8 protein-coding genes are annotated in these 15,927 nt (G+C 49.6%); 1 reads left to right on the top strand and 7 read right to left on the bottom strand.

Features of this window, described 5'->3' with window-relative positions:
* The first annotated feature begins 184 nt into the window (after positions 1-184).
* Entirely contained in the window at positions 185-2,422 is a 2,238-nt protein-coding gene (gene katG / locus ACXADE_RS03380) for a catalase/peroxidase HPI (RefSeq protein WP_474979104.1), read from the top strand.
* 46 nt (positions 2,423-2,468) lie between these two features.
* On the opposite strand, the gene ACXADE_RS03375 is transcribed toward katG, so the two are convergent.
* The 7 genes from ACXADE_RS03375 to ACXADE_RS03345 all read right to left on the bottom strand — a co-directional run bounded on the left by ACXADE_RS03375 (position 2,469) and on the right by ACXADE_RS03345 (position 15,913).
* Positions 2,469-3,626, bottom strand: coding sequence for a bifunctional 3-deoxy-7-phosphoheptulonate synthase/chorismate mutase (locus ACXADE_RS03375; protein ID WP_474979103.1), 1,158 nt, complete (start codon positions 3,624-3,626; stop codon positions 2,469-2,471).
* Positions 3,611-4,333, bottom strand: coding sequence for a 4'-phosphopantetheinyl transferase family protein (locus ACXADE_RS03370; protein WP_474979102.1), 723 nt, complete (start codon positions 4,331-4,333; stop codon positions 3,611-3,613). The genes ACXADE_RS03375 and ACXADE_RS03370 overlap by 16 nt, the downstream gene beginning before the upstream one ends.
* Before the next feature lie 4 nt (positions 4,334-4,337).
* Positions 4,338-5,741, bottom strand: a complete 1,404-nt coding sequence (locus tag ACXADE_RS03365; RefSeq protein WP_474979101.1) for a DHA2 family efflux MFS transporter permease subunit — start codon at positions 5,739-5,741, stop codon at positions 4,338-4,340.
* Between the two features lies 1 nt (position 5,742).
* Complete coding sequence (locus tag ACXADE_RS03360) at positions 5,743-5,949, bottom strand: MbtH family protein (RefSeq protein WP_474979100.1); 207 nt, start codon at positions 5,947-5,949, stop codon at positions 5,743-5,745.
* Positions 5,950-6,233: 284 nt separating this feature from the next.
* On the bottom strand, positions 6,234-13,376 hold the full coding sequence (locus tag ACXADE_RS03355; RefSeq protein ID WP_474979099.1) for an amino acid adenylation domain-containing protein: 7,143 nt from the start codon (positions 13,374-13,376) through the stop codon (positions 6,234-6,236).
* A 23-nt stretch (positions 13,377-13,399) separates the two neighbouring features.
* On the bottom strand, positions 13,400-14,269 hold the full coding sequence (locus ACXADE_RS03350; protein WP_474979098.1) for an isochorismatase: 870 nt from the start codon (positions 14,267-14,269) through the stop codon (positions 13,400-13,402).
* A gap of 27 nt (positions 14,270-14,296) precedes the next feature.
* Complete coding sequence (locus tag ACXADE_RS03345) at positions 14,297-15,913, bottom strand: (2,3-dihydroxybenzoyl)adenylate synthase (RefSeq protein WP_474979097.1); 1,617 nt, start codon at positions 15,911-15,913, stop codon at positions 14,297-14,299.
* Between the last annotated feature and the right edge of the window lie 14 nt (positions 15,914-15,927).

Here is a 15,927-nt window from a genome sequence, read left to right as displayed (position 1 = left end):
CCCCAGTTAACAAGGTTGGTGTGAAGGCTTTCCTACTAAAAAATTACCCATATGAATCTATCATTCATGAAATAAATTTTTTTATGAAAATAGAGTGTTCTCGCTTTCAATCACCCTCCTTTTTTATTATAATTATAATCTAAGACCGATTATAATTTTTTCACAAATATAGGAGGGAAATTGAATGGATAAGAATGAAATGCATGACAGCAAAGCTGGCGCTGGGCAGTGCCCCGTAACCCACGCAAAAACGAAAGAAGAATCAGCTGTAACGACGACAAAAGTCGGAACCAAGAACAAAGATTGGTGGCCGAACCAGTTGAACCTGGACATTTTAAGGCAGCATGATAGGAAGAGCAATCCGATGGGTGAAGATTTCAATTATGAAGAAGCCTTCAATAACCTCGACTACTACGCTCTCAAGCAGGACCTTCACGAACTCATGACGGACAGTCAGGAATGGTGGCCGGCCGATTATGGACACTATGGTCCCCTCTTCATCCGTATGTCCTGGCACGCAGCCGGTACGTACCGTACAGGAGATGGACGCGGTGGTGGAGCGACCGGAACTCAGCGATTTGCTCCATTGAACAGCTGGCCGGATAACGCAAACCTTGACAAGGCACGCCGTCTGTTGTGGCCGATCAAGCAGAAATACGGCAACAAAATTTCATGGGCGGACCTGCTTGTACTTACTGGAAACGTGGCGCTTGAGTCCATGGGCTTGAAGACATTCGGATTCGGTGCAGGACGCGAAGACGTTTGGCACCCGGAAGAAGATGTCTATTGGGGAAATGAAACAGAATGGCTTGGAGATAACCGCTATTCCGGTGACCGTGAACTTGAAAGTCCACTTGCTGCCGTGCAGATGGGACTGATCTATGTAAACCCTGAAGGACCAAACGGAAACCCGGATCCGCTGGCCAGTGCTCGTGATATTCGGGATACATTCGGACGCATGGGAATGAATGATGAAGAGACCGTGGCATTAGTCGCTGGTGGGCATACGTTCGGTAAAGCTCACGGAGCAGGCGATCCTGATCAAGTTGGAGCCTCCCCGGAAGCTGCCGATATTGAAGACCAGGGCTTAGGCTGGATGAGCTCGCACGGAAGCGGAAAAGGCCGTGACACGATCACAAGTGGTGTCGATGGGGCATGGACCGCGAACCCGACCGTTTGGGACAACGGCTACTACGACCTTTTATTCGGTTATGAATGGGAATTGACGAAGAGTGCAGCGGGTGCCAACCAGTGGGCGCCGGTCAACCCTAAAGAAAAAGATATGGCTCCAGATGCTGAAGATCCATCTGTAAAAGTTCCAACCTTCATGACGACAGCTGATATGGCTCTGCGTATGGATCCTGATTATGAGAAGATTTCCCGACGCTTCCATCAGAACCCGGATGAATTCGCTGATGCGTTTGCCCGGGCCTGGTTCAAACTGCTTCACCGTGATATGGGACCAAAAGCAAGATATCTCGGACCAGAAGTTCCTGAGGAAGATTTGATCTGGCAGGATCCCATTCCAGAAGTCAATTATGAATTGACTGATGAGGAAGTCGCTGATTTGAAAGCGAAAATCCTTGATTCCGGCCTTGCTGTCAGTGACCTTGTGAAAACCGCATGGGCAGCAGCAAGCACCTACCGTGGATCCGATATGCGCGGCGGCGCTAACGGCGGGCGTATCCGACTTTCTCCGCAAAAAGACTGGGAAGTAAATGAACCTGAGAAACTTTCTAAAGTACTTGCGGTCTATGAAGGCATCCAAAAACAATTCGATAAGGAAGTCAGCCTTGCTGATCTCATTGTTCTGGGAGGAAGTGCTGCCGTTGAAAAAGCCGCCAAAGATGCCGGCGTCGATGTAACGGTCCCTTTCGCTTCCGGCCGCGGAGACGCGACGCAGGAGCAGACGGACGAAGAGAGTTTCGAAGTGCTTGAGCCGATGGCTGATGGCTTCCGAAACTATGAGAAGAAGAAATATACGTTAAGCCCTGAAGAACTGCTTGTAGACAAAGCCCAGCTCCTTAGTCTTTCTGCACCGGAAATGACTGTACTCATCGGTGGAATGCGTGTCCTTGGTGCCAATTATCAAGACACGGATTACGGTGTATTCACCGACAACGTCGGCACGCTGACCAATGACTTTTTCGTGAACCTGCTGGATATGGGCATCGAATGGAAGCCTAGTGACTACAACGAATACGAAGGACGTGACCGACAGACCGGAGAGCTCGTCAGAAAAGCCACACGTGTCGACCTCGTCTTTGGTTCAAACTCTGTGCTTCGTGCCCTGGCTGAAGTTTATGCTCAACAGGACAACAAAGAGAAATTTGTCCATGACTTCATCGCTGCCTGGGTGAAAGTGATGAATGCCGATCGTTTCGATCTGAAGAAGAAAAAAGATTTAGCTTATCACGCGTAACTTAGAAAAATCCCCTTGCCGTACATACGGTAAGGGGATTTTTTATCTATTGGTAGGAAAGCTCTCTTGTATGGCGTTCAACATATGAATTCCATTCATCCATGAATGTGCGGAATTCATGGAAGTCCATTTGCTGTGCGGCATCAGACCGCGCATTTTTCGGATCGGGATGAATTTCTGTCATCACCCCGTCTGCACCAGCAGCAAGCGCAGCCTTCGATGCAGCGGTAAGCAGTTCTTTTCTGCCCGTAGAGTGGGAAACGTCGACAATCACTGGAAGGTGGGTTTCCTGTTTCAAGATCGGGACGGCTGAAATATCAAGAGTATTCCGGGTCGCATTTTCATACGTCCGGATCCCACGCTCACAAAGAATGACTTTGCTGTTTCCTTCAGCCAGGATGTATTCAGCAGCAAGCTTGAATTCTTTAATGGTCGCCGCAAGTCCCCGCTTCAACAAGACCGGCTTATTCGTTCGCCCTACCGCTTTCAATAGATCGAAATTGTGCATGTTACGGGAACCGATTTGGATGACATCCACAAACGGCAACGCTTCTTCCAGGCGATCGGTGCTCATGATCTCTGTCACGACCGAAAGACCACGCTCTTTGGCAGCCTTGGACATCTGCATAAGCCCCTCCATGCCGAGACCCTGAAAGTCATATGGGGACGTACGCGGTTTGAAAGCTCCCCCTCTCAACAGGTGTAATCCGTGTCCCTTCATTTCATCAGCTACTTGGGAGATCTGCTCATAACTTTCTACGGCACATGGGCCCGCAATCATGGACGGTTTCTCCCCTCCCACTTGCGTCCCTTGCACATCAATGATGGTATCGTCCTTCTGAACGTCCCTCGAATGAAGGAACGGAGGTGTTGTTTCCTTCTCTTCATCAAGCTTTTCATTTAAAGCTTCCACGTGGTAATAAGCATTTTCCGAACGAAGGATGTAATCCGGCTTCGGATGATTTTTTCTTTCCCGGTGTCCAGCGAGGTGAGCCTCGCTCGTTTCCCATTTCTTCCACAGCTCTTCGGATTCCCAGCGAATCATAATGATGACTTCTTCTTCATCTTTCCTGCTTTTCTTAACCATCACGGACAAATCGACGAACCCTTCCTGTTTTCGGACGGTCGTCTTTTTCTTGAACCGTTCCACCATTTTTTCCGAGCTTCCTTCAGTAACGATGGCTTTTCTCATTTGTACGAACATATCGGATCTTCCTCTCTCTTTCGAATGGATTGAACGAGCGCGTCAAACGTCGTTTCCTGAACATGTATGTCTTTTTCTGAACCAGAGGCGTTCTTGACACAAACTGCTAACGAATACCCTTCAGCAAAAGGGACTGAAAAACATTCAAACTCATCCACTACTTCTTTTGTTTCCACGGACAAGGGCTTTCCGTTATCCAAACAGAAAGAATCCAAAGGAATGTTCAGTCCTTTACCGACAGCTTTGACATAACTTTCTTTCCTCGTCCATAAATCATAGAAGGCCTGCAAAGAATGTTCAGATTCATAGATTCTCTCCCATTCTTCTTCCGGAAACAACTGCTCTCCAAGACGAACATCCATGTCCTTATGTTCCTCGATATCAATGCCAACCTCAGATTCATGGATGGTACACGCCACCCACTCTCCGGAGTGGGAGACATTGAATTGAAGATTAGGGAGATCCGGGAAGTAAGGCTTTCCATAACGATTCTTCTGGATGCTTCTCTTCTTTTCCGTCGTTCCAGGAAATCCATCGGACATGTGGATGACGAGCAGATCTCCGATCAGGGAACGAAACGCATCGTTGATATGATAAAAACGTTCGATTCTTTTCCTTCTTTCTTGCCCTATATAGGGGAGCAAGGGGTGTAGATTTTCTTCTTTCACTTGTCCTGGCAGACGGCAGACGACCACTTTCACTTTCATCCCCCTATCCATTCACAGCTTTCGCAGGCTTTGATTCCTGCTTGGATTCTGCTGGGCTGTCCGTCGTTGCCCTGTAAGTCAACATGACGAAGAAACAGAGCAGAAGGAAAACTGCCGCACCAAACAAAGCCACTTGGAATACCGACAATTCGACGGCTTCCGATGTCCCGAGAACACTAGCTAAAGCTGAAACTCCGACAATTGCTCCAAAGCGTTTCTGGACGTTGTAAAACGTCGTCGCCCTTGCCATTGAAGCTTTCGGTATATTTTGAAAGGCTGTTATCTGAGCAGCCGTCACCGCATGACCGAGGAAAATTCCCACGCTGAACATGAGTATACGAATAATCCATGGATTCGCTTCGACTGTTAATGAGATCAACGTAAAAATAATGAACGAGGCGAACAACGACCACGTCACAAGGCGGCGGACGCCGAATTTCTTCATCGACCAAGGAAGCAGCTGAGAAGCTGTCATGAGACCGAGCGCTTCAGGGAAAGTGGTCAACCCCGTTTCCAAAGCTGACACACCAAGAGCGCGCTGGTACATCAACGGGAATACGAACAACATACCGAAAAGTCCTGCCGCTGATCCTAGACCGACCAGACTCATCGTCCGGAACTCCTGATCTTTCATCAAATGAACATCAAGCATTGGTGCTTCCACTTTCGATTCCTGCCTGAGGAAGGTCCCGAGTAAAAGGAGTCCTGCACCTCCGATGATTAGAATCCCAGGTGAAGACCATCCAGCAGAAGGTCCCTCTGTGAAGGCATAAACGAGAAACGAAAAGGCCGGAAGAGACAGGAAGAACCCTTTCTTATCGAAGGCTCCAGCATCAGGCGAATGATATTCTTCCAGCCACTTGCTGCAAAGGAAGAGCGCCATCACGCCGATAGGGGCATTGATGAAGAAAATCCAATGCCAGGACAGTCCTTCGACGAGAAACCCGCCGAGTACAGGGCCCAATGCGGGTGCTAAAGCAATCGGTACGACCAGCATCCGGGAAAGTTTTGGTCTTTCTTCGGGTGTGAATGTACGGAACAGGATGGCCATGGCCACAGGAGTAATCATTCCTGCGCCTGCCCCCTGAATGACACGGAAAATATTCAGCGTCAGCAGGGATCCGGATAAACCGCAACCGACAGACGCCACGGTAAAAAGGCTGAGGGCAACCATGAACATTCGTTTAGTTCCGAATCGGTCCCCGAGCCACCCGGCAGCCGGTAAAACCATCGCGAGGCTGATCAGATATCCGATATTCACCGTCCCTGTTGCAGATGCCGGTACACCGTACTCTTCGCCGATGGCGGGAAGAGCGACGTTCAAAATCGTTGCATCCATTGCTACCAGAAACATGGAAACAACGTAAACGATGATGACTGCTTTTTGATAAGGCGTGCGCTTGGCCACTCTATTCAACACCCATCGTTTCGGGAGCAGGTACGATGCTCTGCCAGTGGGTCTCAATATATTCCGTGCATGCTGTACGATCCGCTTCTCCAAAGACAACTTCCCATCCTCCAGGGACATCAAGGAAAGCAGGCCATAAGGAATACTCTCCCTTCTCATTTTTTAAGACTTTAAAACTTCCGTTCGGATCATCAAAAGGATGTGCCATTTCCGAACCTCTCCTTTCCATTTTGTATATCTGTTCGGTTATAAAAATTCGAGTTTCATAATGTCCTTAGAATGGATGGGTGCTGGGAAACCGTCCGCTTCCAGCCAGAGGAAGGTTTCTCAGCACCCATCCCTGATGAGAGGACTAAGCTCTCCTTCTCCCAGGACATGGGTGAGGTTACATCTTGCAAGGTGAGAGGAAATGACGAGACTGCTTCCAATTCAACATTTTCCAAGGAAAGCAGGCCATTCCTTCTCCACTTCTCACTCTTGCCATCTATTTTTTTATGATTGTTTGTTGTTCAATTGATCCAGCTTTCTTAGGAGAATGGCTCCGATTTCTGCGATAGGCTGTGGCTGGCACATATCTTTATGGCGGCATTCGACGTCATATTGTTCGATTTCACCATGGATATAAGGATGCCAGGAGTCCGTATAAATCGGTGTGAACCAATCCGGGATGATCGTCGATCGGAAGAAAAGAAGATCTCCTTTGTATGGAGCCGGGTCATACTCACCCAGGATTCCGACAGAATTGACATACGTCTCTTTCAAATTCCGGATCGTGTCATCATCAAGACTCGCCAGAGCACTCCCATCACTTCGAAGCAGTTCAATCGCATTCTCAAAATCCAGTTTCTTATCTCCCAGGCTATCCGGGTCATACCCTCCTAAAGCAAGCAGCGCAATTAAAGCCTCCTCATCATCCGGAGCTTCCTTAATTGGAAGGAAATGGCTTGGATAAGCATCAAGCATCGCTACAAGGGAAACTTCTTCCCCTTCTCTCTCCAGCTGTGTGGCCATCGCATGAATGACATTCCCGCCGAGCGACCATCCAAGCAGATGGTAAGGCCCTTCAGGCTGAACTGTCTTCATGTGCTGAATATAATCAGCGGCCATGGCATCGATCGAAGACGGGAGTACTCCTTTTTCTGAAATGCCACGCGCCTGTAACCCATAAATCGGGTATTCCTCGCCAAGAGCTTTCATGAGCCCTGCGTAACACCAACTCAATCCTCCAGCTGGATGAACACAGAACACTGGTGGTTTTTCCCCGTTCTTGCGGAGCGGCAGGAGCACATCCAATGCGCTTCCGCTTCCTCCTTCTTCAAGCTGCTCCGACAACCCCGCGACAGTCGGTGATTCAAATAGCATGCCGATGCTCAATTCCACACCAAGCGCTTCTTTCACTTTCGTCATCAACTGAACGGCTAATAACGAGTGGCCTCCAAGATCAAAGAACCCATCATCGATACCCACGCGTGGCAGATCGAGAACTTCCATATATAACTCACAAAGCATTTCTTCCTGCGGATTCCGTGGAGCCCGTCCAGACAGAACAGCTGTCAGATCCGGAGCGGGCAGCGCCTTTTTATCGAGCTTTCCATTCGCCGTCAATGGGAGTTCATCCATTTGGACAAAAGCAGAAGGAACCATGTAGTCCGGCAGGTGGATAGAAAGATGATTTTTCACATCCTGAATTTCTATCTCTTCGTCGGATACATAATAGGCGGCAAGGCGTTTGTCTCCCGGTTGGTCCTCCCTGACGACGACAGCTGCCTGATCGACCCCGGACTGTTTCGCCAGAACACTCTCGATTTCGCCAAGCTCAATTCGGAAGCCGCGGATTTTCACCTGATGGTCTGCCCGTCCAATGTAATCAAGGGCTCCATCCTTCGTGAAACGGGCCAGGTCTCCGGTACGATACATCCTCGCCCCTTCCTCACTGAAAGGATTGGCGATAAAACGATCGGCTGTAAGGTCAGGACGACCGAGGTATCCGAGTGCAAGTCCGTCACCAGATACATACATTTCACCCGTCACCCCGGGTGGGACAGGCTGTAAATACTCATCCAGGATATAAACCCCGAGGTCCGGGATGTTCTCTCCAATCACACTGTTGGCAGAAAGTCTGATCATCGACGGATCCAATTCAATGTAACTGACGTGGACCGTCGTCTCTGTAATGCCGTACATATTGATCAAAAGAGGGGCATCCATTTCATGACGTTCATACCAATCCTCCAACCGTGTAAGGTCGAGGGCTTCTCCCCCGAACACGACGTAACGGAGAGAAAGTCCGGACCCGATCCCGGGTTCTTCCCGGTCCGCCTGCATCAACGTATAAAAAGCAGAAGGTGTCTGATTAAGGACCGTTACTCCTTCATCAACAAGAAGCTGCAGGAAATCCTTTGGAGAGCGGGTAATTGTATGTGGTACGACCACAAGCCTTCCCCCGTGCAGGAGAGGTCCCCACATTTCCCAAACCGAAAAGTCGAACGCATACGAGTGGAACAACGTCCAAACATCCTCAGCATTAAAACTGAACCAATGATCGGTCGCTCCAAATAGACGGATCACATTCTGATGAGGGATGACGACTCCTTTAGGATTTCCTGTCGAACCGGACGTATAAATGATGTAGGCTGGATGCTCAGGGGTCAGAGGTACGCTTCGATCAGCATCTGTCGGATTTGTGACCGGCTGGCGATCCAATTCCTTCACTGTCGTGGCATCATCCATCAGAAGGACCCCTTCTTCTATCCCTTCTTGCATATTTTCATAACTTTCCAAGTTTGTAATGATACAGGCAGGCTTTGAATCATTCATCATATAATCCAGACGCGCACTCGGGTAGTTTGGATCGAGAGGCACATAAGCGGCTCCCGCCTTCAGAATTCCTACCAGACCGACCATCATATGAATGGACCGCGGCAGCGCTAAAGCAACGAAGTCTCCAGGGCCTACCCCTTGTTCAATCAAAAGATGAGCAACCTGGTTCGCTTTTCGGTTGAAAGCTTCATAACTCAGGGACTCTCGTTCATACGTCACCGCAAGCTGATGCGGCGTTTTCTCGACCTGTCTTTCAAAACGGTCTGTCAAACGATCCTGTTCGATGCTGACCGTAGGGCCGCTCCACTCTTCAAGCAGACGATCTTTCTCTTCAGAAGTTAATAGATCGATCGACCCGATGGGCTGATCCGGGTCTGCGACAGCTCCTTCAAGGAAAAGGACAAAGCGTTCAATCATTGTTTCGACCGTGTCCCGCTCAAAGAGATCAGTGCTGAATTCCACCATCCCTTTCAAACCGGACGGTTCTCCTGCTTCATCCTTCATTTCCTGGAACTCGAAAGTCAGATCAAACTTGGAAGCTCCGACACTGCGAATCTCGACATCCGCATCCACCTCCGGAAGATCCAGATGAGGATCTTCCGTATTCTGCAAGGCAAGCATCACCTGGAACAGCGGATGCTTCGCTCTTGATCGCGGCGGATTCATGACTTCCACCAAGCGTTCAAATGGAAGGTCCTGATGTTCGTAAGCATCGATATTCACACGACGAACCCGATCCAAAAGTTCACGGAAAGTCGGATCCCCTGAAGTATCCGTACGAAGCACCAACGTATTAATAAACAACCCGACAAGATCGCCAAGGGCTTCATCACTTCTCCCTGCCACAGGACTTCCTAATGGAAGATCCTCTCCTGCCCCCATTCTCGTCAATAAAGAAGAAAGGCCGGATTGAAGGACCATAAATAGACTTGTTCCGTTTTCGCGGGCAGCAGCTTCCAGACGGTCCAAAAGTCCACCTTCCATGTGGAACGTAAGAGTCTCCCCTTCATAGCTCGATTCGGCCGGGCGGGTGTAATCCGTCGACCATTCCAACTGCTCAGGCAGATCTTCCAGGTTCTCTTTCCAATAATCGATTTGTTCGGCTACAAGACCTTCTTCATCTTCTTCATTCAGTAATCGCTCCTGCCAAAAAGCATAGTCCGCATACTGAACAGGGAGTTCGTCCCAGTCCGGGGCACATCCTTCCACGCGTGCTTTATAGGCTTTCTCCAAATCCTTGATCATCGGATGGATCGACCATCCATCACCGACGATATGATGAATCAGAAGCAGCAGCACGTGGGAGTCACCGCCAAGGTCATAGTGCTTCACTTTAAATGATGGCTCTTCGGCAAGATCGAACGAATAGCGAACGTCCTGTTTCAGAGCGTCCTCCACCTGATCTTCATCCATAAAGGAAGTAGTCAATTCCGGGACCGCCTGTTTTGTATCCAGGATGAGCTGCCTGGAAGTGCCCCCTTCTTCAGGGAAAATCGTCCGGAGCGGTTCATGTCTTTCAATCAGATCATATAGAGCAGTCTCAAGCGAATGGAAATCCATCTCCCCTTGGAGCCGGATGACCACTGGAATGTTATAAGTCGGACTCGGACCTTCCAGTCGATGAAGGAACCACAGGCGCTTCTGGGCAAAGGAAAGAGGAATGTCTGCTTTATTCTCCACACGTTTTACCGGAGGACGCACAGGCTTTCCTTCATCCATCTTCTTCACAAGACCTTCCACGGTCGGGTTTTCAAATAACTTTCCAATCCCTAGCTCTACTTGGAAAATGTCCTTGATGCGGTTCATCAAACGGCCAGCCGATAAGGAGTGACCCCCGAAATCGAAGAAGCTGTCATCAATTCCAATGGTATGAACGCCGAGCACCTCTGAGAAAAGCTCACAAAGAATTTCTTCTTTAGGTGTGCGCGGCTCTTGGACCGTGGCGGCTCCGGACAGATCCGGCGCCGGCAATGCTTTCCGGTCCAGTTTGCCATTAGGGGTCTTTGGCCATTCATCAAGTTTGATGAATACGGATGGAACCATATAGTCAGGAAGAGTTTCCCCCATATATTCACGAAGCTTCTGAAGCTCGATCTGTGTACCTGCCGTATAGTAGGCGACGATTTTTTTATCGCCCGGGTTATCTTCCCGAACTAAAACCGCTGCACGATCAATGTCAGGATTCTCTGCAAGAATGGCTTCGATCTCCCCAGGTTCGATTCTAAAACCGCGGATTTTCACCTGATGATCTGCCCGGCTTTTATACGAAAGCGAACCGTCCGTGTTCCAGCTGACGATATCTCCCGTGCGGTACATCCGGGATCCAAAACCATGGAAAGGGTTAGCAATAAACCGTTCGGCCGTCAAAGCTTCGCGGCCGTGGTAGCCGAGAGCAAGACCGTCCCCAGCTATGTACAAATCTCCATCAACTCCGGCTGGCAAAGGTTCAAGGTTGTGATCCAATACGTAAATCTGCGTATTCGCAATCGGCTCTCCGATCGTTGGCTCCTTTTCTCCCTGTCCTTCGAACGTGCGCATCGTCGACCAAATGGTGGTCTCGGTCGGACCATACAAGTTCGTCACTTTCCTTCCATGACTCTGAAGGTCTTTCATCAGCGGAAGGGGAAGCGGCTCTCCACCTGTTAAAATGTGAAGACCTTTGACGATAGACGAATCGTCCATGATCAGCATCTGCCATAACGTAGGAGTAGCCTGCATCACGCTCACCTGCTCTGCACGAATGAGGGCAGCTAAATCAGCAGGGTTCTTAACTGTCGCCTTGTCTGCTACGATAACCGCTGCTCCATTCAGTAAGGGAAGCCAAAGTTCCAATACAGAAATGTCGAAAGCGATCGTAGTCACCGCAAGAAAACGGTCGGAGGGGTCTAGTGGAATTTCTTCTACCATTGAGTGGATGAAGTTGCGCAGCCCCTGGTGGGAGACAACGACTCCTTTCGGCCTTCCTGTCGACCCGGATGTATAGATCATATAAACAGGGTCATCAAGGGTCACATGACAAGTCTGATACGGCCAATGACATTTATTTGCCCATTCTTTTTCAATCGATGGGTCGTCAATCACCATCTGCGGGACCTCCACACCTTCTAACAGCTCCTGTTCCGAACGGGTGGTGAGGATGAGGGATGGAGCTGCATCCTCCAACATGTAGGCGATTCGTTCCTTCGGGAAATCAGGATCGATCGGCAGATAAGCCGCTCCCGTCTTCATGACGGCAAGCATCGCGGCGGTCATCTTTTCCGAACGCGGAAGGACGAGGGCGACAAACTGACCACGCCTTGCTCCTCTCGCTTCCAGAAGATGGGCAAGACCATCGACCTTGCTCTTCAAAGCCCCGTAAGTCAATGACTTCTCCTGGCAGACAAGCGCCTGATGGTTTGGAATTTCCTCCGCCTTCGTATCGAACCATTGGAGCAGACTTTCCTGTTTCCAAGACTTCTGCGTTTCGTTAAACGTCTCCATCACTTGAAGTTTCTCTTCGGGTTGGAGTAGAGAAAAACGTCCAATCGGTTGATCAAAATCAGTAGATGCTATGTCCCTGACGAGGCCGACCAGCCGCTTCAGATGGAGAGCGACACCTTCTTCCGAATAGACATCAGGGTTGGCATCCAGATCGAACCGAAGTCCTCCCTCCCCCATACGGTCGTAAAGGTTCAGCGATAGATCATCCACAGGGCCGGTCGCAAGTTTGTGAGTCTTTCCTTTTGCGTCCCCGAACGCCACTCCATAATCAAAGGGCATAATATTGAGCTGAGGGCCAAATAGCCGCTGCTGATCCCCAACCATATGAAGATCACGGCGCAGTTCTTCATGCCGATACTTCTGATGGAGGCGGACCGCTTGAATTTCATCCTTCACCTGCTGCACCAGCTCTTGGAAACTCATGCCGGGGCGCACCTGCAATCGGAGGGGCACCAGATTCATCACCATGCTGGGTACCTTAAGGGAAGCACTACCGATCCTGTTCATCATCGGAACGCTCATGATGACATCCTCTGCCTGCGTCATTCGATGGATATAAAGAGCCATAGCCGCCGAAACGACTTCATGCCAGCTGAACGATTGGAGTCTGGCTCTGTGCTTCAAATCCTCCAGAGCCTCTATCTCCAATTGACCGGAGTGGGTGATTGTCTTTTTTGGAAGTTCAGAAGAACGGTCTCCAAGACTAACCACATCCGGGGCATCTGAGAATTTCTCCAGCCAAAACTCCCGGTCCTTTTCAAAGGAACTGGATCGACGATAGTTCTGATCTTCCTCCATGACTTCTTTCCATGATCCGAATACGTTATCTTCCAGCCCCTCCCCTTTTTCAAGACGGGTGTACTGCTTAGCGGTCCGCTGAGTGATCAGCGAGAATCCATAAGCATCCGCTGCAATATGATGGATTTTTTGATACCAATAGTAGCGGTCTTCCTCCAAACGGAATAAAGCGTGAGAGAATAACGCATCACGTTCAAGATCTATCGCCTGGCCTAAATCGTCCTTCATCCAATGCAGAGCGGACTGATCCGGATCTTCCTCTTCCCTCAAATCGAAGACAGGAAGGTTGATTTCATCCTTCTTTTCTTCCGTCTGCCAAGGTCCCTCGTGATCTTCAAAAAACCTCATATGAAGAAGACCGGCATCCAAAATCGTTCGCTCTAAGGCCTGCTCGAAATGACGGATATTCAAGTGACCTGTGATTTCCACATATTCTCCTGTGTTATAAACAGGGTTTTCCGGTTCCAATTGCTGTGCATACCAAATCCCCGTCTGTGCGCCGGTCAACGGCCAGCGGGCGACTTCCACATCCAACATCATGTGCTCCTCCTCTCCTGTCTTTATCCTTGTTGTGTCTGCTGATCGATGAGTTGTTCCCATGCACCGATCGTCGGATTTTCGGCCATCGTCATGAAGTCAATATCTATTCCCATCCCTCTCAGCTCTTCTACGAGACTCATCATTCGAATCGAATCAAGCCCTTTATACAAGAGTGATTCATCGGCTGACACCTCTGATGGCGGAAGATTCAGGGATTCGGCGACTTTCTTATGAACCATGGAATAATCATCGGCCGCGGTTAAAGCTTCCAAAACCTCCTCTTTCCAGACGGTCATCCCGCAGCGGGTCGCCACATAATTCATCGACATCCGGTGGTCTGCTTCAGAGAAGTCAGCCACGGCGTCTGCTACGAAGAACGATTGAATATCACTCATGAATGCTTCGGCCGCTGTCATTAAACAACCAATGTGGGCATATACCCCGCAGATGATCAGCTGATCACGTCCTTCCTTCTGCATCCGTTCAAGCAAGTCCGAGCGTTTGAAAGCACTATAACGCCACTTCGTGAGCACAAGATCCGATTCCTCCGGTTTTAACTCATCCATGATCTTCGTGACGGATTCATCATCCGCAAGACCCTCCCCCCAAAAATCGGTCAACAATGCACGGTCCTCAGGGTCCTGGTCTCCTGGCTGGGCTGTATAGACGACAGGGATCTGTTTCGTTTTGCAAGCCTCTCTGATTTCTCCAATATGATCCATCATCTCTTTTACCGGTGATTGGGAAGCATCATAAGCATTGATGAAATATTGCTGCATGTCGTGAATGAGAAGAACAGCACGGTCCGGATCGATGTTCCAGTCGGCTCGGTTGTTCTTCACCTCTTCTTTTTCTGGCATTTTGTATGGCGTAATGGATGGTAGTCCCATGTTCAACACGTCCTTTCTAAGTATTATTCAGGTCGTACTCGTCAGTTTTTCAGTAATGATTTGGCGGAGCGCTTTTTTACTTACTTTGCCAAGGGCCGTCTCCGGGAAAGCCTCGACATGCTCCATGCGATCTGGAATTTTATACGCAGCCAATCCGCGCTCATGTAAAAACGAACGGATTTCGTCCATGGATGGTTCCTGTTCCAAAGGAATGATGAACGCACAGGAACGTTCCCCTAAGAATGGATCGGGCATCGCCACAATCGCAGCATCCAATACATGCGGGTGAGCGAGTAGATGGTTTTCCACTTCTTCGGCTGCAATTTTCTCGCCTCCGCGGTTGATCTGATCTTTAGCCCGGCCTTCCACTTGGATATTCCCAGCAGCATCGATGCGTACCAGGTCACCGGTTCTGTAAAACCCATCAGATGTGAACGATTTCTCATTATGTTCCGCTGCTTTGTAGTAGCCCTGGATCGTATAAGGACCCTTCGTTAACAACTGCCCCAATTCTCCTGGAGCCACTTCCTTATCTTCTTCATCGACGACACGGATCTGATCATACTCGGACATCGGGCGTCCCTGGGTATGGATGATGGTTTCTTCCGGGTCATCCAATCGCGTATAATTAACCAGTCCTTCCGCCATTCCGAACACTTGCTGCAGCTTGCAGCCAAAGGCTGGCTGGATTCGTTGGGCACTTTCTGCACTGAACTTCGCTCCCCCTACCTGAATCACTTCCAGTGAGGAAAAATCGTAGGAACGATGTTTGACAGCCTGCAGCCAGATCATGGCAATCGGTGGAACGAGAGCTGTGATGGTCACCTTCTCTTTTTCCAGAAGAGGGAAGGCCACATCCGGACTTGAATGAGGAGCAAGCACGACCCTTCCTCCGGCATATATGACTCCCAGAATGCCTGGTGAACTGAGCGGAAAGTTATGGGCAATAGGAAGAACAGCTAAATACACACTCTCCGCATCCAACTCACAAACTTCCACACTCTTACGCAGGCTGTACATGTAATCATCATGGGTCCGTGGAATCAACTTGGGTAACCCTGTACTTCCACCGGACAGCTGCAGGAAAGCCACCTCTTCAGCATGAACCGCAGGAAAGCCGGCAGAAGGATTTTGATATAAATCATCCAGGCTCAGCAACGAACGGCTCTCCCCGACCACAATGACTTCTTTCATAGTCGGAATGTTCGCTTTCACTTCTTCCGCCATGGAAAGGTAAGAGAACCCTTCATGCTCAGAAGGCACAATGTAAGCAACCGCCTCTGAGAATTCGCAGAAATAATCGATTTCGCTCTTCCGATGAGAAGGCAGTGCAAATACCGGCAGAGCTCCGATCCGGAATAAAGCGAAGATGACCTCGAAAAATTCGATCCGGTTCGGGAGCTGGACAACGACCCGGTCCTGCTTTTGAATACCGATGTTCAGAAATCCTGCCGCTAACCGGTCGACACGCTGATCGAGTTCCAGATATGTAATAGAAACCTCCCCTTCGGTCACGACCGTCCGATCAGGGAAACTCCTGGCTCGATCACGTAATAGTTCTCCGAATGTTCTTCCTTCCCAACAGCCCTGGTCCCGGTAAAAAGCAGCTGCATCTTCCGGCCAGGCTGGACATCCTTCTAACATTTGATCTCCTCCTT

Source organism: Halobacillus sp. ABR2_026 (assembly GCF_056158545.1).
This window is presented reverse-complemented; position numbering and strand designations above follow the sequence as displayed.

Excerpts from the sequence above, each read along its gene's own strand:
- katG (WP_474979104.1), top strand. The coding sequence starts at position 185 with ATGGATAAGAATGAAATGCATGACAGCAAAGCTGGCGCTGGGCAGTGC.
- ACXADE_RS03375 (WP_474979103.1), bottom strand. The coding sequence starts at position 3,626 with ATGTTCGTACAAATGAGAAAAGCCATCGTTACTGAAGGAAGCTCGGAA.
- ACXADE_RS03370 (WP_474979102.1), bottom strand. The coding sequence starts at position 4,333 with ATGAAAGTGAAAGTGGTCGTCTGCCGTCTGCCAGGACAAGTGAAAGAA.
- ACXADE_RS03360 (WP_474979100.1), bottom strand. The coding sequence starts at position 5,949 with ATGGCACATCCTTTTGATGATCCGAACGGAAGTTTTAAAGTCTTAAAA.
- ACXADE_RS03355 (WP_474979099.1), bottom strand. The coding sequence starts at position 13,376 with ATGTTGGATGTGGAAGTCGCCCGCTGGCCGTTGACCGGCGCACAGACG.
- ACXADE_RS03350 (WP_474979098.1), bottom strand. The coding sequence starts at position 14,269 with ATGGGACTACCATCCATTACGCCATACAAAATGCCAGAAAAAGAAGAG.
- ACXADE_RS03345 (WP_474979097.1), bottom strand. The coding sequence starts at position 15,913 with ATGTTAGAAGGATGTCCAGCCTGGCCGGAAGATGCAGCTGCTTTTTAC.